At 62.1% G+C, this 25,199-nt stretch carries 25 protein-coding genes and 1 tRNA gene; 15 read left to right on the forward strand and 11 right to left on the reverse strand.

Features of this window, described 5'->3' with window-relative positions; all coding sequences use genetic code 11:
• Positions 1-244 precede the first annotated feature (244 nt).
• On the forward strand, positions 245-1,198 hold the full coding sequence (locus AC1Q5S_RS08070) for a tRNA dihydrouridine synthase (RefSeq protein ID WP_303836163.1): 954 nt from the start codon (positions 245-247) through the stop codon (positions 1,196-1,198).
• A 7-nt stretch (positions 1,199-1,205) separates the two neighbouring features.
• Here AC1Q5S_RS08070 and AC1Q5S_RS08075 read toward each other — a convergent pair whose 3' ends face one another.
• The 3 genes from AC1Q5S_RS08075 to mnmH form a co-directional block, all read right to left on the reverse strand.
• Entirely contained in the window at positions 1,206-3,071 is a 1,866-nt protein-coding gene (locus AC1Q5S_RS08075) for a phospholipase D family protein (protein WP_492238602.1), read from the reverse strand.
• Between the two features lie 162 nt (positions 3,072-3,233).
• The gene (locus tag AC1Q5S_RS08080; protein ID WP_492238603.1) at positions 3,234-4,436 is read right to left on the reverse strand and encodes an ammonium transporter; all 1,203 of its coding nucleotides are present in this window, start codon (positions 4,434-4,436) and stop codon (positions 3,234-3,236) included.
• Between the two features lie 245 nt (positions 4,437-4,681).
• A complete protein-coding gene (gene mnmH / locus AC1Q5S_RS08085) occupies positions 4,682-5,731 on the reverse strand; it encodes a tRNA 2-selenouridine(34) synthase MnmH (protein WP_303836168.1) in 1,050 nt (349 codons plus the stop codon).
• A 57-nt stretch (positions 5,732-5,788) separates the two neighbouring features.
• Between mnmH and selD the strand changes: the two genes are divergently transcribed.
• Complete coding sequence (selD, locus tag AC1Q5S_RS08090) at positions 5,789-6,853, forward strand: selenide, water dikinase SelD (RefSeq protein WP_492238604.1); 1,065 nt, start codon at positions 5,789-5,791, stop codon at positions 6,851-6,853.
• Positions 6,854-6,888: 35 nt separating this feature from the next.
• Here selD and ribD read toward each other — a convergent pair whose 3' ends face one another.
• The 8 genes from ribD to AC1Q5S_RS08130 form a co-directional block, all read right to left on the reverse strand.
• Positions 6,889-7,995: a bifunctional diaminohydroxyphosphoribosylaminopyrimidine deaminase/5-amino-6-(5-phosphoribosylamino)uracil reductase RibD gene (gene ribD / locus AC1Q5S_RS08095; protein ID WP_492238605.1), complete on the reverse strand. Its 1,107-nt coding sequence runs from the start codon at positions 7,993-7,995 to the stop codon at positions 6,889-6,891.
• A gap of 146 nt (positions 7,996-8,141) precedes the next feature.
• Positions 8,142-9,563 (reverse strand): hypothetical protein, encoded by a 1,422-nt coding sequence (locus AC1Q5S_RS08100; protein ID WP_492238606.1) that lies wholly within the window; start codon positions 9,561-9,563, stop codon positions 8,142-8,144.
• 22 nt (positions 9,564-9,585) lie between these two features.
• Positions 9,586-10,953: a PilX N-terminal domain-containing pilus assembly protein gene (locus AC1Q5S_RS08105; protein WP_422204958.1), complete on the reverse strand. Its 1,368-nt coding sequence runs from the start codon at positions 10,951-10,953 to the stop codon at positions 9,586-9,588.
• A complete protein-coding gene (locus tag AC1Q5S_RS08110) occupies positions 10,950-11,693 on the reverse strand; it encodes a PilW family protein (RefSeq protein ID WP_303836176.1) in 744 nt (247 codons plus the stop codon). The genes AC1Q5S_RS08105 and AC1Q5S_RS08110 overlap by 4 nt, the downstream gene beginning before the upstream one ends.
• Before the next feature lie 12 nt (positions 11,694-11,705).
• Positions 11,706-12,332 (reverse strand): GspH/FimT family pseudopilin, encoded by a 627-nt coding sequence (locus AC1Q5S_RS08115; RefSeq protein WP_303836178.1) that lies wholly within the window; start codon positions 12,330-12,332, stop codon positions 11,706-11,708.
• Entirely contained in the window at positions 12,260-12,739 is a 480-nt protein-coding gene (locus AC1Q5S_RS08120) for a type IV pilin protein (protein WP_303836180.1), read from the reverse strand. The genes AC1Q5S_RS08115 and AC1Q5S_RS08120 overlap by 73 nt, the downstream gene beginning before the upstream one ends.
• Positions 12,740-12,851: 112 nt before the next feature.
• Entirely contained in the window at positions 12,852-13,433 is a 582-nt protein-coding gene (locus tag AC1Q5S_RS08125) for a GspH/FimT family pseudopilin (RefSeq protein WP_303836181.1), read from the reverse strand.
• Positions 13,434-13,687: 254 nt separating this feature from the next.
• Positions 13,688-13,978, reverse strand: a complete 291-nt coding sequence (locus AC1Q5S_RS08130; protein ID WP_303836183.1) for a hypothetical protein — start codon at positions 13,976-13,978, stop codon at positions 13,688-13,690.
• Between the two features lie 89 nt (positions 13,979-14,067).
• On the opposite strand from AC1Q5S_RS08130, the gene AC1Q5S_RS08135 reads away from it, so the two are divergent.
• The 13 genes from AC1Q5S_RS08135 to nuoF all read left to right on the forward strand — a co-directional run bounded on the left by AC1Q5S_RS08135 (position 14,068) and on the right by nuoF (position 25,195).
• Positions 14,068-15,225 (forward strand): pyridoxal phosphate-dependent aminotransferase, encoded by a 1,158-nt coding sequence (locus AC1Q5S_RS08135; protein ID WP_492238607.1) that lies wholly within the window; start codon positions 14,068-14,070, stop codon positions 15,223-15,225.
• A 112-nt stretch (positions 15,226-15,337) separates the two neighbouring features.
• A complete protein-coding gene (gene rpsO, locus AC1Q5S_RS08140) occupies positions 15,338-15,604 on the forward strand; it encodes a 30S ribosomal protein S15 (RefSeq protein WP_303836185.1) in 267 nt (88 codons plus the stop codon).
• Between the two features lie 207 nt (positions 15,605-15,811).
• Entirely contained in the window at positions 15,812-18,067 is a 2,256-nt protein-coding gene (pnp, locus tag AC1Q5S_RS08145) for a polyribonucleotide nucleotidyltransferase (protein WP_492238608.1), read from the forward strand.
• A 91-nt stretch (positions 18,068-18,158) separates the two neighbouring features.
• Positions 18,159-19,151: an NAD(P)H-quinone oxidoreductase gene (locus AC1Q5S_RS08150; RefSeq protein WP_492238609.1), complete on the forward strand. Its 993-nt coding sequence runs from the start codon at positions 18,159-18,161 to the stop codon at positions 19,149-19,151.
• Positions 19,148-19,891, forward strand: a complete 744-nt coding sequence (gene tpiA / locus AC1Q5S_RS08155) for a triose-phosphate isomerase (protein ID WP_492238610.1) — start codon at positions 19,148-19,150, stop codon at positions 19,889-19,891. Before AC1Q5S_RS08150 ends, tpiA begins: the two co-directional genes overlap by 4 nt.
• A 41-nt stretch (positions 19,892-19,932) precedes the next feature.
• Positions 19,933-20,319: a preprotein translocase subunit SecG gene (gene secG, locus AC1Q5S_RS08160; RefSeq protein ID WP_303837139.1), complete on the forward strand. Its 387-nt coding sequence runs from the start codon at positions 19,933-19,935 to the stop codon at positions 20,317-20,319.
• 113 nt (positions 20,320-20,432) lie between these two features.
• Positions 20,433-20,517 (forward strand) — tRNA-Leu (locus AC1Q5S_RS08165).
• Positions 20,518-20,590: 73 nt separating this feature from the next.
• Positions 20,591-20,950 carry an NADH-quinone oxidoreductase subunit A gene (locus AC1Q5S_RS08170; protein WP_303837137.1) on the forward strand — a complete coding sequence of 120 codons (360 nt, stop codon included), beginning with the start codon at positions 20,591-20,593 and terminating at the stop codon, positions 20,948-20,950.
• 25 nt (positions 20,951-20,975) lie between these two features.
• Positions 20,976-21,455 (forward strand): NuoB/complex I 20 kDa subunit family protein, encoded by a 480-nt coding sequence (locus AC1Q5S_RS08175; RefSeq protein ID WP_007849129.1) that lies wholly within the window; start codon positions 20,976-20,978, stop codon positions 21,453-21,455.
• Positions 21,456-21,465: 10 nt separating this feature from the next.
• The gene (locus tag AC1Q5S_RS08180; RefSeq protein ID WP_492238611.1) at positions 21,466-22,074 is read left to right on the forward strand and encodes an NADH-quinone oxidoreductase subunit C; all 609 of its coding nucleotides are present in this window, start codon (positions 21,466-21,468) and stop codon (positions 22,072-22,074) included.
• A gap of 27 nt (positions 22,075-22,101) precedes the next feature.
• Positions 22,102-23,355, forward strand: coding sequence for an NADH-quinone oxidoreductase subunit D (locus AC1Q5S_RS08185; protein ID WP_303837121.1), 1,254 nt, complete (start codon positions 22,102-22,104; stop codon positions 23,353-23,355).
• Positions 23,352-23,843 carry an NADH-quinone oxidoreductase subunit NuoE family protein gene (locus AC1Q5S_RS08190; RefSeq protein ID WP_303837119.1) on the forward strand — a complete coding sequence of 164 codons (492 nt, stop codon included), beginning with the start codon at positions 23,352-23,354 and terminating at the stop codon, positions 23,841-23,843. The genes AC1Q5S_RS08185 and AC1Q5S_RS08190 overlap by 4 nt, the downstream gene beginning before the upstream one ends.
• A complete protein-coding gene (gene nuoF / locus AC1Q5S_RS08195) occupies positions 23,840-25,195 on the forward strand; it encodes an NADH-quinone oxidoreductase subunit NuoF (protein WP_303837117.1) in 1,356 nt (451 codons plus the stop codon). Before AC1Q5S_RS08190 ends, nuoF begins: the two co-directional genes overlap by 4 nt.
• Positions 25,196-25,199: the final 4 nt, after the last annotated feature.

Raw genomic sequence — 25,199 nt, forward strand, 5'->3', positions numbered from 1 at the left:
GGGGAGTGCACGCATTCCAGCAGCGCGCGATGACGCTGTCATGACCTGCCTGGCGCCCGGCATGGCCGGCCGGTCCACGCGCCGGACTGCCGCACAATGGCGGGCTCTGCCGCGGCCTTCGGTGGGGTGTTGTTTTGCTATGTTTATAGTAGCTGTTGGCGCCTTCTGCATAAGCGCAAGGGTGTGTTTTCTTGTCAATTTCCTCTGAAAATCCTCCGGCCTGCCCTGGCGGGTGGACCGTCCCATGACCCTGCTGCTCGCCCCCATGGAGGGGCTTCTGGATTTTGTGCTGCGCGATGTGCTGACCCGCGTGGGCGGCGTGGACCGCTGCGTGTCCGAGTTCATCCGCGTCACCGGCACCGTGCTGCCCGACAAGGTGTTTCTGCGCTACCTGCCCGAGCTGCGCCATGGCGGGCGCACGCTGGCGGGCGTGCCGGTGCGCGCGCAGCTGCTCGGCTCCGACCCGGCGTGCATGGCCGACAACGCGGCCTGCCTGGCCGCGCTGGGGCCCGAGGGGATCGACCTGAACTTTGGCTGCCCGGCCAAGGTGGTCAACCGCCACGGCGGCGGCGCGGCGCTGCTGCAGGAGCCTGAACGCATTGCCACGCTGGTGGCCGCCGTGCGCCGCGCCGTGCCGGCCCACCTGCCGGTGTCGGCCAAGATGCGCCTGGGCTTCAACGATGCGAGCCTGGCGCGCGAGTGCGCGCAGGCCATGCAAGCCGGCGGCGCCAGCGAGCTGGTGGTGCATGCGCGCACCAAGGCCGACGGCTACCGCCCGCCCGCCTACTGGGAGCAGATTCCGGCCATCCGCGCGGCCGTGCGCATTCCCGTGGTGGCCAATGGCGAGATCTGGACCGTGGCCGATGCGCAGCGCTGCCGCGCGGAGTCGGGCTGCGACGCCCTCATGCTGGGCCGTGGCATGGTGGCCGACCCCGGCCTGGCCCGCGCCATCCGCGCTGCAGACCGGGGTCAGCCCGGCACCGACCCGGTGGCGTGGCCGGCATTGCTGCCGCAGCTGGCGGCGTTCTGGCAACTGGTGTGCAACGACCTGGAGCCACGCCAGAGGGCCGGCCGGCTCAAGCAATGGCTCAATCTGCTGCGCCGCCGCCACCCGCAGGCCGAGCAGGCCTTTCAGCAGGTACGCACCATGACCGATCAGCGCGCCATCACCGCCTGGGTGGCTGGCTTGCAGCCTTGAGGCCGGGCTACAGCAGATGGTCGGGGGCCAGCGGCCCCAGCAGCCACAAGATCAGCCGCAGCGGCAGGCTGGTGTCGGGATCGGCGGTGGCGTCCGGCAGCTTGCTGCCTTGCGGCGCCCGCCAGACCAGGCCACCGCCGGCCTGCTGCTCCACCTGCCATGCGGCCGCGCGCAGCGCCTGCTCGATGCTGGTGCCAGCCTGGCGTGCCAGCATGGTGCTGCGGATCAGCAGCGCGATCTCAGTGTTGTGCTTTTGCGAGCGCATGTCCAGGTTCATCGAACCCACGGCCAGCAGCTGGTTGTCCATGATCAGCAGCTTGGAGTGGAGCATGGCGCGCGAAGACCCGGCGCTGCCGCCACTGCCGCCGGTGGCGCTGAAGGCCCGGCGCAGGTCGGTGGCCTCGCTGTGCATCTCGTACAGTTCGACGCCCATGGCCAGCAGCGCCTTGCGGTGGCGCGCGTAGCCGACATGGGCGATGGGCGCGTCATTCGATGCCAGCGAATTGGTCAGCACGCGCACCCGTACGCTCCGGGCCCGCGCCGCGGCAAAGGCGGCGGTGATCTCGGGTCCGGGAACGAAATAGGGTGAAACGATGAGCAGGTCGCGGCGGGCCTGGCCCATGAGCTGCAGCAGGCCGTCCACCACGGTGTCTTCCCTGGCGTCCAGATCGTCAGCCGAAGCACTCTGTGCTGCGCCCGGGGCATCGCCGGCAGGCGCATCGCCGGCAGGGCCGGGGCGGGGGGTTTTGGCGTTGCGCTGCTGGGCCACCGCCTTCGCCACCGTGATGCCCGGCGAGGGCGTGGTGGGCTGGGGCACCAGCGGCTGAGTGGCGGCGGAGGACTCGGCCGGAATCTTGGCCGGCTTGTCCACCAGCACCACGGCGGGGGCCCACACGAAGCGTGCGGCTTTCAAGTCGAGCGGCCGGTGGTCCCAGACCCGGCTGCGCCGGGACTGGCTGGCGGCCGTGTCGGCGTCGGGGGCCACCGGGGTGGAGGCCGCGGCCAACGGGCTGGAGGCGGCCGCGCGCACCGGGGCAGGTCCGGCGCGGGCGTCTGGCTCCTTGTCGGTGGTGGCAAGCGACGAGCGCAGGGCGTCCAGCTCTTTGGGCGTGATCAGCGACTGCACAGGGTAAGCGCGCTCGTTGTTCCAGTAGCTGTCGAAGCTGCGCGACAGATCCTTCACGATGGGGCCGGCCGCCAGCACATCGAGGTCGACAAAGTTGCCCGATGTGTCGTGGCCGAAATAGGCATCGCCCAGGTTGCGCCCGCCGGCCACACCCATGGCGTTGTCGGCGATGAAGAGCTTGTTGTGCATGCGCTGCTGCACCCGCGAAAAATCGCCCAGGGCGCTGACCATGCGCCACACGGTGGAGTTGCGGGCGCCCGCCACCGGGTTGAACATGCGCATTTCGATGTTGGGCTCGAAGGCCAGGCGCATCACCTGCGCGTCTTTTCCGGTGCTGTGAAAGTCGTCCAGCAGCACGCGCACGCGCACGCCGCGCCGGGCGGCGGCGATCACACCGAGCAGCAGCCGCTCGGTGCTGGCGTCGGCGTGGATGGCGTAGTACTGCAGGTCCAGCGTTTTCTGTGCCGCTTCCACCAGGGCCAGGCGGCTGCCATAGGCCGCCTGGGGGCCAGCCAGCAGCAGAAAGCCCGACTCATGGCGCGCATTTTCCGCCGCGCGGCGCTCGTCCACCAGCGTGGCCAGCGGAATGCCGGCCGTGGTTTCGAGCGCTGTAGAGACGGGGCGCTCTACATTCTTGGGCAGTTCGGCGCAGCCACCCAGCGCAAGAATGAGCAGGGCAGCCCACCATGGCGGCCGGTGCCGGCGCAGCAGCGTGGGGAGAAAGCCGGAAACAAGGGCGAGGGTCATGGGTGGGCGTAGCGGCATGAATCGGTGGCGGGCACTGCCAGCGGGGTGCGTCCCAGCGTAGCGGGCCGCGCGCCCGGTGGATGTCAGACGTGGCGCCGTCGTTTCAACATACCAAACCAAGCTCTCGGGGCACGGCGCATCCGGGCCCTGGCGGCTGCAGGCTTACCAGCTCACTTCGCGGTCCGGCGTTGCGCTGATCTTGTGGATCGACAGGTCGGCACCGTCGAACTCCTCTTCCTGCGACAAACGCAGGCCCAGCGTGGCCTTGAGCACGCCATACACCAGTGCACCGCCCAGCAGCGCCCACACCACGCCCATGGCCGTTCCCAAGAGTTGCGCCCACAGGCTGACACCGCCCAGCCCACCCAAGGCCTTGCTGCCGAAAATGCCTGCGGCAATGCCGCCCCAGGTGCCGCACAGCCCGTGCAGGGGCCACACGCCCAGCACATCGTCGATCTTCCAGCGGTTCTGGGTGAGGGTGAACATCACCACAAAGATGCTGCCGGCCACGCCACCCACCACCAGCGCACCCAGCGGGTGCATCAGGTCAGAACCCGCGCAAACAGCCACCAGGCCAGCCAGCGGGCCGTTGTGCACAAAGCCGGGGTCGTTCTTGCCCAGCACCAGCGCGGCCAGCGTGCCGCCCACCATGGCCATCAGCGAGTTGACCGCTACCAGCCCCGACAGTTTGTCCAGCGTTTGTGCGCTCATCACATTGAAGCCGAACCAGCCCACCACCAGCACCCACGCACCCAGCGCCAGAAAAGGGATGTTGGAGGGGGGATGGGCCGAGATGGCGCCATCCTTGCGGTAGCGGTTGGCGCGTGACCCCAGCAGCAGAACGGCGGGCAGGGCAATCCAGCCGCCCACGGCATGCACCACCACCGAGCCGGCAAAATCATGGAAGGCGGCGCCGGTAAGGGCGGCAATGCCGGCCTGGATGCCGAAATGCCCGTTCCAGGCAATACCTTCAAAAAACGGGTAAACAAAGCCAACAATGACGGCTGTTGCCAGCAGTTGTGGCCAGAACTTGGCGCGCTCTGCAATGCCACCCGACACAATGGCCGGAATCGCCGCCGCGAAGGTGAGCAGGAAAAAGAACTTCACCAGTGCAAAGCCGTTTTGCTGGGCCAGCGCCTCCGCGCCCACCAAGAAATGCGTGCCATAGGCCACGCCGTAGCCCACCAAGAAATACACCACCGTGGACACCGAAAAATCCACCAGGATCTTGACCAGGGCATTTACCTGGTTCTTTTTGCGCACGGTGCCCAGCTCCAGAAACGCAAAACCGGCGTGCATGGCCAGCACCATGATGGCGCCCAGCAATATGAACAAGGCATCGCCGCCCTGTTGGTGTGCATTCATAACTTCCTCGTGCTCTGAATTGATCTGTTCTGGTGCAATCTGAACGCAGGCGCCAGACTTGCACCAAAATCAAGCAATAAACGCGCCAAAAAAGCCATGGAGGTGCACGGCCAGTTCGCCCCATCATGGGGCGTTGCCTTGAAAAATAGGGATGGAAAATGGCTATGGCGCTTTACGGGCAAGCGCGAAAAGCGATCTTTGTTGATGGCCAGTGAAGCCTGTAGCGCAGCCCGGTGCCGGGGAAGTCAACCCAGCGCCAGCAGTTGCTCGGCCAGGGCATCAATGCCGGCCGCAGAAAGATCGTCGCTGGCCAGGCTGTGCCGCGTGGCCCACTGGTGCAGGTGCGTGCTTTGCGAGCGGGCATAGAGCGGGTCGTAGTGCAAGGCCACCAGTTCGGCAAACAGCGGAGCCAGCGCACGTGCCTCGGCCCACTCTTGCCAGCGCGCAATCACCTGCTTGCCGTGCAATTCCTTGAGCACACCCAGTTGGCGGGTCAGCAGGGCCGGGTCGTTGCCCAGGTTGGCGTAGTCGCGCAGCAGAAAATCCAGCCGTGCCGGCACACTGGCGGCGATCTCGATACAGGGGCTGGCGCGCAGCCGCTGCACCAGGGGCTGGGGCACCGCCAGGCGACCGATCTTGCTGCTTTCGGCCTCGACATAGATGGTGCGCTGCAGATCCAGGGGCTCCAGCGCATGCAGCAGGGTGGTCTCGAAGGCGGTTTGCGAGGGCTGTTCCACCCCCGGCCAGGCGCCCAGCACCGATCCCCGGTGGCGGGCGCAGGCCTCCAGGTCGAGCACCTGCGCGCCGCGCGCGGCCAGGGCCTGCAGCACGCGCGTCTTGGCGCTGCCGGTGGGGCCGCAGATCACACGCAGGGGCAGCTGCGGCGCCAGCGCGGCCAGCCGGTCTATCACATGGCGGCGCCAGGCCTTGTAACCGCCGGCCAGTTGCTGGGCATCCCAGCCCACCAGGCGCAGCCAGGTCACCATCGAGCCGCTGCGCATGCCGCCGCGCCAGCAGTACACCAGGGGCTTCCAGCTGGCGGGTTGGTCGGCAAACTGCGCGCGCAAATGCCGCGCCAGATTGGCTGCCACCATGGCTCCACCCACGCGCCGCGCCTCAAAGGCGCCTTGCTGCTTGTAGATGGTGCCGACGATGCGGCGCTCGTCGTCGTCGAGCACCGGGCAGTTGATGGCGCCGGGAATATGGTCAAGTGCGTATTCGGCGGGCGAGCGCGCATCGATCAGGGTGTGAAATGCATGGCGATCCGCCACGCGCACGGGACCGCGGTGGCTCATGGCGCCAAGCCCTTGCCCCGCGCGGGCCGGCGGCCGGCTGGCACAATCGCGCGCACCATGACTGTTGATTCAAAACCCATTCGTCTTACCCAGTTCTCGCACGGCGGCGGTTGCGGTTGCAAGATAGCGCCGGGCCTGCTACAGGAGATTTTGGCACGCGCACCGCAGGGCATCGTGCCACCCGAACTGCTGGTGGGCACCGAAACCAGCGACGATGCGGCCGTCTACCGCCTGAATGACAGCCAGGCGCTGGTGGCCACCACCGATTTTTTCACCCCCATCGTTGACGACCCCTACGACTTTGGCCGCATCGCCGCCACCAATGCGCTGTCCGACATCTACGCCATGGGCGGCACCCCCATCATGGCGCTGGCGCTGGTGGGCATGCCCATTGCCCAGCTGCCGCCCGAAGTGATTGGCCGAGTGCTGGAAGGCGGCGCCGCCGTGTGCCGCGATGCCGGCATCCCCATCGCGGGCGGGCATTCGATCGATGTGCTCGAACCCATCTATGGCCTGGTGGGCCTGGGCCTGGTGCACCCGCAGCGCGTGCGCCGCAATGCCGACGCGCAGGCGGGCGATGTGCTGGTGCTGGGCAAGCCGCTGGGGGTGGGCATTCTCTCGGCCGCACTGAAAAAAGGCCTGCTGGATGCTGCCGGCTACGCCGACATGCTGCGCTACACCACACAGCTCAACCGGGTGGGCATTGCCCTGGGTGCGCTCGACGGCGTGCACGCCATGACCGATGTCACCGGCTTCGGCCTGGCAGGCCACCTGCTGGAGGTGTGTCGGGGCTCGGGGCTTTCAGCCCAGGTGGAGCTGGCCCAGGTGCCGATCATTGAGACCGCGGCGCGGTTTGCGGCCGACGGCGTGGTCACGGGGGCCTCGGCACGCAACGGGGCCGCCTATGGCGCCGATGTGGCCTGGGCGCCCGGTGCGCCTGAATGGCAGCGCCACCTGCTGACCGACCCCCAGACCAGCGGCGGCCTGCTGGTGAGCTGCAGCCCTGATGCACTGGCGCGTGTGCTCGACACCTTTCATCAGGCCGGCTTTGCAGCGGCTGCCGCCATCGGTGGCATGCAGTTGCGGGCGCCAGGGCAGGGCAGCCAGCTGGCTTGCCGGTGAAAAAGGCCGGCCCCACAGGCCCTGCGCCGTTGCGCTCAAAAAGCGTCGCGCCCTCGCACTCTTGCCACGAGGCGGATGTCTGGACCTACCCGGTCTACCGAAGTGAAGTCCATGGCCAGGCCTTGCGCCAAGGTATCGAACGGACCTACATGGGCCATGCCCAGGCCTGGTCCCAGCAAGGTAGGCGCCAGGTACACCAGCATCTCGTCCACCAGCCCCTCGCGCACGAACGAGCCATTGAGCCTGTTGCCGGCTTCCACATGCAACTCGTTCACGCCGCGCTGGGCCAGGTCGCGCAACATGGCGGGCAAGCACACTTTGCCTTGTGAATTGGGCAAATAAACCACCGTGGCGCCACGCGCTTCCAGTGCGGCCTTTTTTTCATCATTTGGGGTGGCTGCGTAGATCATGCAAGTGCGGCCGGCCATGAAAAGGCGCGCATCCGGCGGGGTTTGCAATTGGCTGTCCACCACCACCACATGCGGCTGGCGCGGGGTTGGCACCTCGCGCACATCCAGGCGCGGGTCGTCGTCCAGCACCGTGCCAATGCCGGTGAGCACGGCGCAGGCCCGCGCGCGCCAGGCGTGGCCATCGGTCCGCGCGGCGGGTGAGGTGATCCATTGGCTGGTGCCGTTGTGCAATGCCGTGGTGCCGTCGAGTGAGGCCGCCGCCTTGAGCCGCACCCAGGGCGTGCCCCGCACCATGCGGCTGAAAAAACCGATGTTGAGTTCGCGCGACTCGGCTGCACCCGGCCCCACCTCCACCGCCACGCCCGCAGCGCGCAGCCGCGCAAAGCCCTGGCCGGCCACCAGGGGGTTGGGGTCGGCAATGGACGCCACCACCTTGCCAATGCCCGCCGCCACCAGCGCGTCGCAGCAAGGCCCCGTGCGACCCTGGTGGGCACAAGGTTCCAGCGTGACGTAGGCCGTGGCGCCCCGCACATCCTGCCCGGCCGCCGCCGCATCGCGCAGCGCCACCACTTCAGCGTGCGGGCCACCGGCCTGCTGGGTGAAACCCTGGCCAATCACCCGGCCATCGGGCGCCACCAGCACGCAGCCCACGCGCGGGTTGGGGTTGGAAAGAAAAAGCGCCTGGGCGGCGAGCCCAAGCGCTTGAGAGGTGAAGTGCGCTGGTGTGGTCATTGCGCGGTCATGGTAATGCAGGCGCTATGGATTTCGCAGTTTGGCAGTGTTTTTTGCACCAGGAGCACAGCTTGCCGTGAACAACCGGGCTTCACAAGTCACACTACGCCAAAAACCGAGTTGAAGCATCAGTGGGTTCCAAAGAATTACTGGGTGGGCAGATCTTCGTTGAGTGTCGATGGTTCTAACGATACCTTGTTGCTTCCAGCGCATGCGATTGTCTTGCACGTAAATGAAAGCTCCGAACCCGTCACGCTGCTTCCACTGGTTTGGTGAACAACCGTATTGGCATTTACAAAATCTCCATTTACTGGATCGGTCGGTTTGTCGTTTGGACAGATGGCATCTCCTTTGACAACGAGATAATTCTGGCTATCCAATGCACCCGTTACTCCGCGATACCAGAGAGGATGCTCGTTGTTTGACATGGTTCCGCTCAGATCGTAGTCGGCCGTAAAACGACAGACTTTGTAATTGGCATTCCCGCTACCAATCGTCCAGTTGCTCGGGTTGATTGTTACTCGACCCCACCAACGGTCTGGAGTGTTTGCATTGCTGTCGTGGTTTACGGGAACGACGATACATGCGTAGGAAATGAATCGTGCTGTAACATCATTGCTTGCCTGTCCAGTATCCGCTGTATTGGCACCGCTGCTCTTAAGTGTCACCTGCCGGGATGAATAACATGTCAACGTTGGGGTGCCAGTTGTTTGGTTGGTCGTATCCGCCAATTCAAGAGGAGTTGAGCTGTTAAGCGGTAATGTTGGGTCGGCTGCGTTTGCATACTGGGCTCCGGCGTCATTGGGTTGGTTGGATGTGCTGCAATTGCTGCTGGTGCAAAAGCGAACATACCCGCTCAGCAAATAACCTTCGACGGCGTCGCAACCCGCACCACTCAGGTTGACGGTGCCGCCTTCCGTGGGAAGCGTCGCACCTGTACATTTGCCCTTCACATTGCCTGTGGTGTTGTCGAAAACGATAACAACACCTGACCCTGGCGGTTGAAAGGCACTTCGATCACCCTGAATGGAAACTGCCGGATAAGGGATGTTGATGTTGCGGTTTTTCGGCTTGCGCACGATGGTCGTGCCAGGTCCGACACCAAGTGTGCCGATCTCCGACGGGTCAGAGCGCGATATAACACTGGCTAAGCTCAAGGACTGGTCGCCTTGGCGGTCTGTCCAAGCCACTGACACGTTGACTGATTTGTACATTCCCGTGCTGTTGGGTGTGACGATCCAACTGCGTAAGAATGTAGTGTTGGAGTCTGGGGTTAATGTCTCTTGCGTGGCGGACGTGCTGCTGATAACGTTTGCATTGAATGAAAACTTACCAGATCCGGCTGCAACCTGTTCGTAAGCGCGAAGTTCATCCAGCTTTTGTTGCGCTAGCCGCGTAGCTTCGCTGCGTTGCTTGGCTGCATCTGCCGTGAGGCTGAATGTATTTTGCATACTGACGAGTGCCAGCATGCCAAAGGACAGGATCAGCATGGCAACCAGTGCTTCAATGGTGGAGAAACCACTGTTGCGTCTTTTGTGGGTTGCGCTGCTTATTGATATGTTTTGCATGGTTGGTTTTTCCTGCACTACTTCAATAATTTGAATATTTGTCTCGCCAGCTGCCCGGTACCCTTACCAGTACGCCGCTAGGGGCTGATCCCAGGCCAAAGACCTTGGGGTCAAAAACAATATTCAGTGTGCCCGATCCCTTGTTGAAACTACCGCGCGAAACGAGTGCGCCAAAAACCGTACCCGAACCACTGCCGCTGTAGTCCCAATTCTCTGTTGCTGAGGCAGTGGCTGCATACAGCATACCGTAGGCGACAAGATTGGATTTCAATTCCAGATTGCCATCTCCCGCCAAGAAAATAGGTCGTTCCGCAGTTCCGAGCGTACCTGCCTCTGGTAGGTTGGCGTTTGTGAACTGCACATCTGGATATATCCAAAATTGTTGAAAGCCTTGGTTGTACCAAGAGGAAACTAGTGCGCCGCATGCCGAGGCGGTAGCACAATCTGCTGCTGTGATGACCTTGGTTTGCGAGTCGTTGCGATAAGCTTCCATCGTCTTGCCAAAATACGACTGGAAGAAAAGATCACCGTTGGCGTCTGCATTCGTCAAGGCTGTCAAGGAGGCATCATTATCAAGAATCGAGGCACTTGGCGGTGTGCCTGGTACTGTCACAACACTGGTAGATGTGCCTTGCACGACACTGGTACCGGCATTGATTGTGATGCCGTTGGTGGACAAATCAGTATTCACCACTGACAAGGTGCCAGTAATATTGGTTGCGCTGCCGGTGGTGAGCGCCGAGGATGGGGCATTGCCGAAAGTGGGAACAACTTTGACCAATGCACGGACAATAGCAGTGGCATCTGCTTTGGCGGTTGATCCGTCGCATGCGTTGTCTTCACTTGTGCAACCGGTTGATATCACTTCAAACGAAAGCGGATCGCTTGCCACGGGATTGAATGCCACCCGAAAACGGGCGTTTGTGGCAGAACCTATCGTGGGGGAGGTGCCGGGTGCTGGGCAGTTACAGCTCAATGCGCCTGCCGCACTGATGCTGCATGCCGCTTGTGAGTTTGCGGGGGGGTAAAATCCTTGTAGCTTTGGTGGGGTGGCGAGAGGATTGGGTGGCTCTGGCTGTGCATAGCGCACGCGAAATGATGTTTTCGTGGTGAGCCCTGTGGTGGCTGCAGCACAACTGGGTGCCGCATCGATGACCGTTGGATCGTTGAGTTGGCCTATGGCCCATTCCAAACCTGCTTCTGCAGCCTCAAATGCCTTTGTCGCTCGGAATTGATTTGCCGAGGTCTTTTGTTCGAAAATGTAGACGCGATTGCCAAAAAAAGCGACCAATGTCATGCCGACTAACAGCAGAACTGCAACTATCAGCGAGGCTGCTCCCCTTTGTGATTTAAGGGAGAAAAATATGGATGGATTTTTCATCATCGTCATGCCGCAGGACATCCATTGGGGTTTTTCAGCTCATCATTGCGGATACGTACTGTTCCGCGGATTTCGCGCTTGATTGCTTCGTTCAAGGATGTTTGAGAAGTGTTGGCCTTGCCCTTGATGGTGAAATCGTAGTTGCGAATGATCATTTGTGGACGGGTTGGTGCCGCACTCAGTGTGGCGTCTTCGCAAGCACTGCTCACAGGGAGTCTTGTTCTGCAACTACAATATTTCCAGAGTTCAACAGCGCGGGGTGTCGAAACAAGGTTGAAATTTGTGATGTTCACTGAGCTGGGGTCGGTTATGTCCTGCCAGCCTCCGCTTGCGTTTTGAATTTGCAAGATACCCACACCATTCGTCTCGGTTCGTCGAAAACCAAGATTGGCACTTGTTGAGGGATTCACATCGGGTCGTTGGTAGGTGTAAACAACGGTGCTAGTCGTCGTGGTGTCGATCGTCGCATAAGGGTTGGTTGCGCTGACGCTGGTTGCGCCAGCGCTCCAAAGTCCAGTTGCTGCAGATTCCCAGTAACTGGCTCGCCTGAGGTCACGCGCCACAATGTCGGCGGCTGCACGCAAATCCTGATTCAACCTTGTCTCCAGGAGCAGTTGCCGGTTGCTTCCAAGGTTGTCTACAAACAATTTGATCGCACCAGCCGTAATAAAAAGGCCCATTGCGATTCCAACCATCAACTCGATGATGGAGAGGCCTTGCTGCAAAGCTGGAATTTTTCTGTGATGCACTTTAGACCTCATTCAACAGGTGGAATAGCCGGTGACATTTCCGAGTCCGGAAGGGCTGCAAGTTTTTATCTTGCCCATTTGGGTGATGTTTGCGCGCAGAACCCATGAGCCGATACTGCTTGTCGCCGTGATGGTGTCTGTGCCACTACTGATGGTTGCCATGCCGCGTACAGGATCAAAGAGAATGGTTCCAGTGCCTGGAGAAAAGGATGCCGGACTTCCGGCCGCTATCTTGACGGTTTTAAGTTCTGTTTCCCCAGATCCAATGGTCGAAGCTGTTCCAGCAGCCTGGACGCAACTGGTAGCAGAAGAGGCGGTAGAAGCAATGGCTTTCAAATCGTGGATAACATAGCAATTAGCGCCCAGGGTGATTTGGATCGATGTGTTGCGTTGCACTGCTTCACTGCGAGAATAGTAAAGGTCAGTGACCAGTTCGCTTATCAATCCTTCGACACGTTTCTTGGCGAAATATGCAGTAAAGGACGGCGCAACCAAGGTGATCAATATGGATGCAATTGCCACGGTGATCAATAATTCAATCAGGGTGAAGCCTCTTTGCCTTGGCATCATTTTCCCCAGCAGGTGTTGGGCGTGTTGTTTGCACTGCCATTCGTCACAGTAACGGTCAGTGTTGAACAATTGCTGTCATTCGCTTGGCTTTTGCCAGACACTGCGGTTGCCGTAGCTGAATAGCAATTTGATGGGGTACAGCCCGCCGCAGCGTTCGTTGAAATTGATATTGAGTAGTACCCGCCAGAGCTGGTTGAGGTCAAACCAAGACCATTTGGTAGGGCCGTGGTCAGCAACGTGGCGGTTGTGGCGTAGCTTGGGTTGTTAGCTCGCCACCTTTCCTGGGTCTGTTGTACCTGGGCCAAGGCTTGCACCGCATCCGAACGCCTCGACTTCCGGACTTGGCTCATATAACTGGGGTAGGCCACCGCGGCCAGTATTCCCACAACCGCCACCACGATCATCAGTTCGATCAGCGTGAACCCATTGGGCTTGGGGGATTGGCGGCGTACCTGTGGTGCGATAGAGGTTTTCATACCCTCATTTTGCCGCGTAAGGTTTCGAAAAAGATGTTTCTAATGTGCCGTTGGTCGATTGTGCCGGGCCGCCTATCGGGTTTCCTTGCTGGCTGACGAGTGGCCGCCGGTATCAGCAAGTGGTGTAGCCGCTGACGCTGCCCTGGGGCGAGCAGGTTCTGGTGCGCCCCATGATGTTGACCACATGCCGGATGGTTTTGCCGCTGTCGGCGATCAGGTTGACTGATCCTGCAGGGGTTGTGGTGCCGCGAACCGGGTCGAACAGCATGGTGGTGACATTGGCCTGCAGGCGCACGCCCAGCTTGGAAGCCAGGCCCACGCTTTTCATGGGCGAGTTGGCGGGGTCGGTGCATTGCGCGGTCCCGGCGCTGGTGCAGGTGCAGTTGCCGGTGTTGCCGCTGTGCAATAAATAACAAGTGCCTGCCGCGTCAGACCCAAAGCGCAGGTGCATTGGCCGGTTTTTGGTCACGGCCTCGCTGCGGATGTACTGAATGTCTGTGGCCAGCTCTGCGGCGTGGCCTTCAAGGCGGCGCAATTCCTGTAGCCCCTGAAATGCCGGAGCGGCCAGCCCCATGAGGACGGCCGCGATGCTGAGCACGATCAGCACCTCTACCAGGCTGAAGCCTTGGAGCCGGCTGGTTTTGGCGCTTGCCGCAAGCGCGGGGCGGCGGGTGGTTTGGCGGTTCAACGGCATGGCGGCGACTTCCTGTATGGGGGTGGTGCGGGGCCTGCGGCGAATGCTATGGATTTACTGTGTCTTTGGCTACCGTGGTGCTGTGGTTGGATGAATGGCAGTTGAGAGCGTGTTTTTTAAATTCGGCCCTTTGAAATCTCGAATACCGTTCGGGCTGAGCGGGTCAATGCCCTTCGAGGAGCTGGGGGCGAATGGTTCCAGCACCATCGGGCTGGATCAACAGGGGCTCTGGTCTTGTTGGCGCCCCGGTCTTGTTAGCGCCTTGTGTATCCCAGGCACGCTCCCGCATTGGGCCGGCCCTGGCATTCCCGGTACAGGCGCCGGTCGCGCTCGGCGGTGCTTTCTTCCGACGCGCTGCGCTGGTGCTTCACCTTCACTGAACCCTTCTTTTTGACGGATTCGCTGGCGACGGTTTCTGCGGCGTTCTTTTTGGACGCTGCCTGTGCGCCAAAGGAGGGGGTCATCAGGCCCAGTGCCATGCAGGCGCACAGGAGGGCGCTCTCCCAGGGGCTTGGCGGGACTTTGTTGCGATGGTTGAGAGACATGTGTGCTCCATGGCTGTCGGGTGGGTCGGGTGGTTCGTGGCCGGCATCCCGTACGATGCGGCTTTGACATTCTCCACGTCCATCCTGCCATGCGCCATGCCCTGCTGAACCTCGAAGAATCCCGTATCCGTGAAGTGGCGAACGCTGGCATGGGGCGCAGCGATGTGCTGGCCTTCTGGTTTGGCGAGAGTGACGAGGGTACGCCCGATGTGGTGCGCCAGGCAGCCATCGATTCGCTGCAGCGGGGGGAAACGTTTTATGCCCACAACCTGGGCTTGCCAGAGTTGCGCGCTGAAGTGGCGGCCTATACCAGCCGGCTGCACCGGCCGGTGGGTGCCGACCGTATTGCCATCACGTCGGGTGGCGTCAATGCGCTGATGCTGGCGGTGCAGGCGCTGGTGGATGCGGGCGATGAAGTGGTGGCGGTCACACCTGTGTGGCCCAATCTCACGGCGCAGCCCTTGATCATGGGGGCGAATTTGCGCTGTGTTGCATTGCGCCCCCAGCCGGGCGGTGCCTGGGCGCTGGACATGGCTGAGTTGCTGGCTGCCATCAAGCCGGCCACGAAATTGCTGGTGGTGAACGCGCCCAACAACCCCACGGGCTGGACCCTGACGGCGCAGGAGCAGCAAGGCATTTTGGCGCATTGCCGCACCACGGGCACCTGGATCCTGGCCGACGAGGTGTATGAACGCCTGTATTACGAGCCCACGGTCAACGGCTGCGCCCCCAGTTTCCTGGACCTGGCCGAGCCCGAGGACCGCCTGGTGGTGGTGCACAGTTTTTCCAAGAGTTTTTTGATGACGGGCTGGCGCCTGGGCTGGCTGGTGATGCCGCCAGCCATGACGCACCACATGGGCAAGCTGGTCGAGTTCAATACCTCGTGTGCCAGCGTGTTCACCCAGCGGGCCGGTATTGCTGCGCTGCAGCATGCGGACGCGATCACGCCGCGCGTGGTGGCGCACCTGAAGCAGTGCCGCGACACCCTGGTGCCGCTTTTGCAGGCCCTGCCCGGCGTGGAGGTGGCCAGCGCACGCGGCGGCATGTACGCATTCTTTCGCCTGCCAGGGCATGGCGATTCGCTGGCCACGGCCAAGCGCCTGGTGGCCGAGGCGGGGCTGGGCCTGGCGCCCGGCAATGCCTTTGGCGAGGAGGCACAGGGCTGGCTGCGCTGGTGTTTTGCCTCCAAGGACCCGCGGCGCCTGGTGCAGGGGGTGGAGCGGCTCAAAAACTGGCTCGGGTTATAATCCGCAGGTTTTGCACGGTGCAAGACGCACGCCTATGGCCGTTCCAGCCGCAGGCGCAAGTAAAAACTATTGGCCTGTGGCTTTGCTGCAGGTCTTCATCAAGGAAAAATCAATGATCGCATCCTCCATCAAGGCCGAAGTAGTCAAGGCCAACGCACGCGCTGCCAACGACACGGGCAGCCCAGAAGTGCAAGTGGCCCTGCTCACCGCCCGCATCAACGAACTGATGCCTCACTTCAAGACGCACGCCAAGGACCACCATGGTCGCCGTGGCCTGCTGCGCATGGTGAGCCGTCGTCGCAAGCTGCTGGATTACCTCAAGGCCAAGGAAGCCGACCGCTACACCGCGCTGATCGCCAAGCTGGGTCTGCGCAAGTAATCTGATTTGCATGCCAAAACGCCTGGGTTAGTCCGCTAGCTCAGGCGTTTTTTACTTCGGAGCCGCAAAACAGAGCGAAGCTGTGTCATTCCAATGGCCTTGCCCCACGCGGGTGGCAAGCAGGCTCACTGGAATGGCATCGTGTTCTGAATTGCTCTCCAAGCCAATCTGGCAGAGTGCTGCCAGCTATTAAAACAGGAGCTTAACATGAGCATTTTCAACAAAGTCACCAAATCTTTCCAATGGGGTGACAAGACCGTCATCATGGAAACGGGCGAAATCGCCCGCCAGGCCGGCGGCGCCGTGCTGGTGAACATTGACGACACCGTGGTGCTGGCCACCGTGGTGGCCTCCAAGGTGGCCAAGGCGGGGCAGGACTTTTTCCCGCTGACGGTGGACTACATCGAGAAGACCTACGCCGCTGGCAAGATCCCCGGCAGCTTCTTCAAGCGCGAAGCCAAGCCCAGCGAGCACGAGACCCTGACCAGCCGCCTGATCGACCGCCCGATCCGCCCGCTGTTCCCCGAAGGTTTCTACAACGACGTGCATGTGGTCATCCACACGGTGTCGCTGAACCCCGAGGTGGACGCCGACATTGCCGCCCTGATTGCCACCAGCGCCGCGCTGGCCATCTCGGGCATCCCCTTCAATGGCCCGATCGGCGCTGCGCGCGTGGGATACATCAACGGTGAATACGTGCTCAACCCCGGCCAGACGGCGCGCAAGAGCTCGCAGATGGACCTGGTCGTGGCCGGCACCGAAGCGGCCGTGCTGATGGTCGAATCCGAGGCGCAGCAACTGTCCGAAGAAGTTATGCTGGGTGCCGTGGTGTTCGGTCACCAGCAAGGCAATGTGGCCATCAACGCCATCCACGAGCTGGTGCGCGAGGCCGGCAAGCCGGTGTGGGACTGGAAAGCCCCCGCCAAGGACGAATCGCTCATCGCCAAGGTGACCGAGCTGGCCGAAGGCAAGCTGCGCGCTGCCTACCAGATCCGCAACAAGCAGGCCCGCACGCATGCTTGCCGCGAGGCGTATGCCGTGGTCATGGCCGACCTGAAGGAAGCCGGTGTCGTGTTCGACAGCGTCAAGGTCGAAGGCATGCTGTTCGACATCGAAGCGCGCATCGTGCGCAGCCAGATCCTGGCGGGCGAGCCCCGCATCGATGGCCGCGACACGCGCACCGTGCGCCCCATCGAAATCCGCAGCAGCGTGCTGCCCCGCGCCCACGGCTCCAGCCTGTTCACGCGTGGCGAGACCCAGGCGCTGGTGGTGACCACGCTGGGCACCGAGCGCGATGCGCAGCGCATCGACGCGCTGGCCGGCGAGTACGAAGACCGCTTCATGATGCACTACAACATGCCTCCCTTCGCCACCGGCGAAGTGGGCCGCATGGGCAGCACCAAGCGCCGCGAAATCGGCCACGGCCGCTTGGCCAAGCGCGCGCTGGTGGCGGTGCTGCCAACGAAGGAAGAGTTCCCCTACACCATGCGCGTGGTGTCGGAAATCACCGAATCCAATGGCTCCTCGTCGATGGCTTCGGTCTGCGGCGGCTGCCTGTCGATGATGGACGCGGGCGTGCCCATGAAGGCGCATGTGGCCGGTATCGCCATGGGCCTGATCAAGGAAGACAACCGCTTTGCCGTGCTGACCGATATCCTGGGCGATGAAGATCACCTGGGCGACATGGACTTCAAGGTGGCAGGCACCACCGCCGGTATCACGGCGCTGCAGATGGACATCAAGATCCAGGGCATCACCAAGGAAATCATGCAGGTCGCGCTGGCGCAGGCCAAGGAAGCGCGCGTGCACATCCTGGGCAAGATGCAGGAAGCCATGGGCGAAGCCAAGACCGAAGTGAGCAACTTCGCGCCCAAGCTTTACACCATGAAGATCAATCCCGAGAAGATCCGTGACGTGATCGGCAAGGGCGGCGCCGTGATCCGTGCGCTGACCGAAGAAACCGGCTGCCAGATCAACATCGAGGAAGACGGCACCATCACCATCGCCGCCACCGACAACGCCAAGGCCAACGAAGCCAAGCGCCGCATCGAGCAGATCACGGCCGAAGTCGAAATCGGCAAGATCTACGAAGGCCCGGTCACCAAGATCCTGGACTTCGGTGCGCTGATCAACCTGCTGCCTGGCAAGGACGGACTGTTGCACATCAGCCAGATCGCGCACGAGCGCGTCGAGCGCGTGGGCGACTACCTGACCGAAGGCCAGATCGTCAAGGTCAAGGTCATGGAAACCGACGAAAAGGGCCGCGTCAAGCTGTCGATGAAGGCCCTGGCCGAGCGCCCAGCCGGTGGCAGCGATCGTCCGGCCCCGGCCGAGCGGGGTGACCGCGGTGGCGAGCGCCGCGATGGTGGTCGTGATCGCCAGCCCGCCGAGCAGCAACAACAGCAGCAGCAGCAGCAGCAAGCGGTGCCTTCCGAAGGCAACGCGGGCCAGCTGAACGGTTGATTGGTCTGCTGCTGATATAGGGGCTTCTGGCGCTTGTTGTACGGGCGCTAGCGGCCAAAATCATTCAGATGGACGTGCGAAGGGTTCCTGTATGCGCGCTGTAGAAATCACGGCCTTTGGTGCTCCGGAGGTGTTGCGCCTGGGCGAGCGTCCCATGCCCCAGGCGGGGGTGGGCGAGTTGCTGATCCGCGTCAGTGCGAGTGGCATCAACCGGCCCGACGTGTTGCAGCGTCTGGGCCATTACGCTCCGCCACCGGGTACTTCCGACCTTCCGGGGCTGGAAGTGGCGGGTGTCGTGGAAAGCGGCGATGCGGTCGCTCTGTCCAAGGCCGGCTTGAAGGTGGGCGACCGCGTTTGCGCGCTGGTGGCCGGTGGCGGCTATGCCGAATGGTGCGTGGCACCGGTCGAGCAGTGCCTGCCGGTGCCCGTCGGGCTCAGCGACATCGAGGCGGCCTCTTTGCCCGAAACCTTCTTCACGGTGTGGAGCAACGTGTTCGACCGTGGGCGCCTGCAGTCGGGCGAAACCCTGCTGGTGCAGGGCGGCACCAGTGGCATAGGCGTGACGGCCATCCAGTTGGCGCGCGCCATGGGTGCCACGGTGATCGTGACGGCGGGCAGCGATGAAAAATGTGCGGCCTGCCTGGCGCTGGGCGCACACCATGCCATCAATTACAGGACGCAGGACTTTGTCGAGGAAGCCAGGCGCATCACCGCCGGCAAGGGTGTGGATGTGGTGCTGGACATGGTTGCCGGCGACTACGTGGCGCGCGAGGTGGAGTGCCTCGCGGAAGACGGTCGCCTGGTCATCATCGCCGTGCAGGGCGGGGTCAAGAGTGTATTCAACGCGGGGCTGGTGCTGCGGCGCCGGCTGACCATCACGGGTTCGACCTTGCGGCCGCGCCCGGTGGCGTTCAAGGGTGCCATTGCGCGCGCGCTGCGCGAGCATGTCTGGCCCCTGATCGCGGCGGGCAAGGTTCGCCCGGTCATTCACAGCACTTTCGCTGCGGCGGATGCGGCGCAGGCCCATGCGCTGATGGAGTCCAACCGACACATCGGCAAGATTGTTTTGACGTGGTCATCATGAAAAAGAAACTCATCGCGGGCAACTGGAAGATGAATGGCAGCCTGGCTGCCAACGACGCACTGGTGCGTGCCCTGATCGCTGGCATGGGGCAGCCCGCCTGCGACGTGGCGGTGGCGGTGCCGGCGCCCTATCTGGCGCAGGTGACAGGCATTGCAGCGGGGTCGGCGCTGGCGCTGGCTGCGCAGGATGTCTCGGTGCATGAGGCGGGCGCGTACACGGGCGAAACCTCGGCGGCCATGCTCAAGGAATTTGGTGTGCACTATGTGTTGGTGGGGCACTCCGAGCGCCGCCAGTACCACGGCGAGAGCGATACCGTGGTGGCCGTCAAGGCGCAGCGGGCGCTGGCGCTGGGCATCACGCCCATTGTGTGCGTGGGTGAAACCCTGGCCGAGCGGGAGGCTGGCCAGACCGAGGTGGTCGTGAAGCGCCAGCTGGCGGCGGTGATCCACCTCAATGGCCATTGCATCAGCGAGATCGTGGTGGCCTATGAGCCCGTCTGGGCCATTGGAACCGGGCGCACGGCTTCGCCAGAGCAGGCCCAGCAGGTGCACGCCGTGCTGCGGGCCCAGTTGGCCGCCGCCAGTGAACACGCGGACCGTATTCGCCTGCTGTACGGTGGCAGCATGAACGCCGCCAATGCAGCGCAGTTGCTGGCGCAGCCGGACATCGACGGCGGCCTGGTGGGTGGCGCGGCGCTGAAGGCCCAAGACTTTTTGCAAATTATTGCTGCAGCCCAATAAAGAATTGCGCTTGCAGCTATTAAATCAGGAGTAAATAGAGAATGAATGTGCTTGTGAATGTGATTTTGGGTGTGCAGATGCTGACGGCGTTGGGCATGATTGGCCTGATCTTGGTCCAGCATGGCAAGGGCGCCGACATGGGGGCGGCTTTTGGCAGCGGCAGTTCGGGTAGCCTGTTTGGTGCCAGCGGCAGTGCCAACTTCCTTTCGCGCACCACGGGCGTGCTGGCCACGGTGTTCTTCGTGGCGACGCTGGCGCTGGCTTATTTCGGCAATGTGCGTCCCGCGAGTTCAGGCAGCGTGCTGGAAACGCCGGCTGCAGTGGCTCCCGCGGCTTCGGTGGATGCGCCTGCGACGGCAGGATCGAATGCGGTGGTTCCTGCGCCTGCAGCGCCCGCCTCGGGTGCCGCGCAGATCCCGACGAAATAAACTGCACTAAATTGGTTTTCGGGCTCCGGAGCAGGGTTTTTCCGGAGTAGAATTCCGGATTGTCTGGGAAGCCAAAACCGCAAGGTTCCTCATGCCATCCAGATGAAAAATCAGCCGTCGTGGTGAAATTGGTAGACACGCTATCTTGAGGGGGTAGTGGCGAAAGCTGTGCGAGTTCGAGTCTCGCCGACGGCACCAAAACAAAGGCCTGCCTGCATGACCCGGCCAGGGTTCTGACGGGCAAGGCCACAGCGGTGAGCACATCCTTCAGATGAACCTCGAACAGTACCTCCCCGTCCTTTTGTTTATCTTGGTCGGCATCGCCGTAGGTGTCGTTCCCCTGGCTCTGGGGTATGTGCTGGGCCCCAATCGCCCGGATGCGGCGAAGAACTCCCCTTACGAATGTGGCTTCGAAGCCTTCGAGGATGCGCGCATGAAATTCGATGTGCGCTACTACCTCGTGGCCATTCTTTTCATCCTGTTCGATCTGGAAATCGCCTTCCTGTTTCCCTGGGCCGTGTCGCTGCAGGAAGTAGGGCTTACCGGCTTTGTCGCCGTGGTGATCTTCCTGGCCATCCTGGTCGTGGGTTTTGCCTACGAGTGGAAAAAAGGCGCCCTGAACTGGGAATGAGCGGGCTTCAACAAGGACTGATGCAATGATTGAAGGCGTGATGAAGGAAGGCTTCATCACCACGAGTTACGACTCTGTGGTGAACTGGGCCAAGACCGGATCCCTGTGGCCCATGACCTTTGGTCTGGCGTGCTGCGCGGTCGAGATGATGCATGCCGCCGCCGCGCGCTACGACATCGGACGCTTCGGCGCCGAGGTGTTCCGCGCCAGTCCGCGACAGTCCGATCTGATGATTGTTGCCGGCACGCTGTGCAACAAGATGGCACCGGCTTTGCGCAAGGTGTATGACCAGATGTCGGAACCCCGTTGGGTTCTGTCGATGGGGTCGTGCGCCAATGGTGGTGGCTACTACCACTACAGCTATTCCGTGGTGCGTGGCTGTGACCGCATCGTGCCGGTGGACGTGTATGTGCCTGGCTGTCCGCCCACGGCCGAAGCGTTGATCTACGGCATCATCCAGTTGCAGCAGAAAATCCGCCGCACCAACACCATTGCTCGTGTCTGAAGGGTTGATGATGACTGCTGTTGCCATTCGGCCGGAAAAACTCCAAGACAACATTGCTGCGGCCCTGGGCGGTCGGGCGCTCCAAATCACGGTGGCCCTGGATGAAGTCACGGTGGTGGTGGCTGCTGCCGACTACCTGGATGCCATGCGCGTGTTGCGCGATGCCGAGGGTTGCCGCTTCGAGCAGCTCATCGACCTGTGTGGCGTGGACTATTCTGCCTATGCCGACGCCGTGAACGAGGGGGCCCGCTATGGCGTGGTATCGCACCTGCTGTCTGTCAGTCTGAACCAGCGCGTGCGCGTGAAGGTGTTCTGTCCGGACGATGATTTTCCGGTGGTGGCGTCGGTGTCCGATCTGTGGAACTCGGCCAACTGGTACGAGCGCGAGGCCTTTGATCTGTTCGGCATCGTGTTCGATGGCCACAATGATCTGCGCCGCATCCTGACCGACTATGGCTTCATCGGTCACCCCTTCCGCAAGGATTTTCCGCTGTCCGGGCATGTGGAAATGCGCTACGACGCCGAGCAGCGGCGCGTGGTCTATGAGCCCGTGTCCATCGAGCCTCGGGAAATCACGCCCCGCATCATTCGCGAAGACAAGTACGGAGGCCTGCACTGAGCCGCTGGGCGTCTCATGTGATCCATCATGGCGGAAATCAAGAACTATTCCCTGAACTTTGGTCCGCAGCATCCGGCCGCGCACGGTGTGCTGCGTCTGGTGCTGGAGCTCGATGGCGAAGTGGTGCAGCGCGCCGACCCGCATATTGGTCTGCTGCACCGCGCGACCGAAAAGCTGGCCGAGCACAAGACCTACATCCAGTCGCTGCCTTACATGGACCGGCTCGATTACGTCTCGATGATGTGCAACGAGCACGCCTACTGCCTGGCGATTGAAAAACTGCTGGGCGTTGAAGTGCCGCTGCGCGCGCAGTACATCCGTGTGATGTTTGCTGAAATCACGCGCCTGCTGAACCACCTGATGTGGCTCGGCTCGCATGGCAACGATTGCGGCAGCTCCACCATCCTGATCTACACCTTCCGCGAGCGCGAAGACCTGTTTGACATGTACGAAGCCGTGTCCGGTGCGCGCATGCACGCGGCGTATTTCCGTCCGGGCGGTGTGTACCGTGATCTGCCGGACAGCATGCCGCAGTACAAGGTCAGCAAGATCAAGAATGCCAAGGCCCTGGAGGCCATGAACAAGAACCGCCAGGGTTCGATGCTTGATTTCATCGACGACTTCACCCAGCGCTTCCCAGGTTGTGTGGACGAGTACGAAACCCTGCTCACCGACAACCGCATCTGGAAGCAGCGCACCGTGGGCATCGGTGTCGTGCCGCCCGAGCGGGCGCTGAACCTGGGGATGACCGGCCCCATGCTGCGCGGCTCCGGCATTGCGTGGGATTTGCGCAAGACGCAACCCTACGATGTTTACGACCGCATGGACTTCGATGTACCTGTGGGCAAGACGGGCGACTGCTATGACCGTTATCTGGTCCGCATGCAGGAAATGCGCGAGTCCAACCGCATCATCAAGCAATGTGTGGACTGGCTGCGTGTCAATCCAGGGCCGGTGATCACCGACAACCACAAGATCGCACCGCCTGATCGCGAATCCATGAAATCCAACATGGAAGAGCTGATCCACCATTTCAAGCTGTTCACTGAAGGGTTCCATGTTCCCGAGGGCGAGGCCTATGCGGCAGTGGAGCATCCCAAGGGGGAGTTTGGCATCTATCTGGTGAGCGATGGTGCGAACAAACCCTATCGCCTGAAGATCCGTGCCCCCGGTTTTGCGCATCTGGCCACGCTGGATGAAATGGCCCGGGGCCACATGATTGCGGACGCCGTGGCCATCATTGGAACCATGGATATCGTGTTCGGAGAGATTGATCGATGATTACCGAAGCGACCAAAGCGCGATTCGCGCGAGAAGTGGCCAAGTACCCGCCGGAGCAGAAGCAGTCGGCCGTGATGGCCTGCCTGTCCATCGTGCAGCAGGAGCAGGGGCATGTCAGCGAAGCCAGCGAAGCAGGGATTGCCGAGTACCTCGGCATGCCGCAGATCGCCGTGCACGAAGTCACCACCTTCTACAACATGTACAACCAGCAGGCGGTGGGCAAGTACAAGCTCAACGTCTGCACCAACCTGCCATGCCTGTTGCGTGACGGCGGCAAGGCCCTGGAGCACCTTGAGCACAAGCTGGGCATTTCCATGGGGGAAACCACGCCGGACGGCCTGTTCACCCTGCAGCAATGCGAGTGCCTCGGTGCCTGCGCCGATGCGCCCGTGATGCTGGTGAACGACCGCAACATGTGCAGCTTCATGGGCAATGACAAGCTCGACCAACTGGTCGACAGCCTGCGTGCAGTGGAGGCGAAGCAATGACCACGGCTGCCCAGGTGCTTGGACAATTCCAGGCAGCAGGTGTCGAAACCTGCTTCCATGACCGCCACATTGCGCCCCAGATCTACGCCGACCTGAATGGCTCCAACTGGGGTATCAAGGACTATGAAGCGCGGGGTGGCTACCAGGCGTTGCGCGCCATCCTGGGCAAGGATGGTGGTGAGGGACTCACGCAGGACCAGGTGATTGCGACCGTGAAGGAGTCCGGTCTGCGGGGTCGCGGCGGTGCGGGTTTTCCCACCGGCCTGAAGTGGAGCTTCATGCCACGGCAGTTCCCCGGTCAGAAGTACCTGGTGTGCAACTCGGACGAGGGCGAGCCAGGCACTTGCAAGGACCGCGACATCCTGATGTACAACCCGCACATCGTGATCGAGGGCATGATCATTGCTGCCTACGCGATGGGTATCAGCGTGGGCTACAACTACATCCACGGTGAGATCTTCCAGGTCTACGAGCGCTTCGAGGCCGCGCTGGAAGAGGCGCGCGCTGCGGGTTATCTGGGCAACGGCATCCTGGGCAGCGGTTTCAGTTTTCAGCTGCATGCACACCATGGTTTTGGTGCCTACATCTGCGGCGAGGAAACGGCCTTGCTCGAATCGCTGGAAGGCAAGAAGGGGCAACCCCGCTTCAAGCCGCCATTTCCGGCCAGCTTCGGCCTCTATGGCAAGCCCACCACCATCAACAACACCGAAACCTTTGCGGCGGTGCCGTGGATCATCCGCAACGGTGGCGCAGCCTACCTGGCCTGCGGCAAGCCCAACAACGGTGGTACCAAGATCTTCTCGGTCAGTGGCGATGTGGAGCGTCCCGGCAACTACGAGGTGCCCATGGGTACGCCGTTTGCCAAGCTCCTCGAATTGGCGGGTGGTGTACGAACAGGTCGCCAGCTCAAGGCAGTGATTCCTGGCGGCTCGTCGTCGCCCGTGTTGCCGGCATCCATCATCATGGAATGCACCATGGACTATGACTCCATTGCCAAGGCCGGCTCCATGCTGGGTTCGGGTGCCGTCATCGTCATGGACGATTCGCGCTGCATGGTGGAATCCCTCAAGCGCCTGTCCTATTTCTACATGCATGAGTCGTGCGGACAGTGCACGCCATGCCGCGAAGGCACGGGCTGGCTCTGGCGTCTGGTGGACCGCATCCATCGTGGTGAGGGTCGTCCTGCCGACATGGAGGTGCTCGACTCCGTGGCCAGCAACATCATGGGCCGCACCATCTGCGCCCTGGGCGATGCTGCGGCAATGCCCGTGCGCGCCATGATCAAGCACTTCCGCCCCGAGTTCGAAGCGTTGATCCGGAACAAGACCCCTCAGGCTGCGCCCTCTGCCTGATCGC

It is taken from the genome of Acidovorax sp. GW835-FHT14B10 (assembly GCF_058793725.1).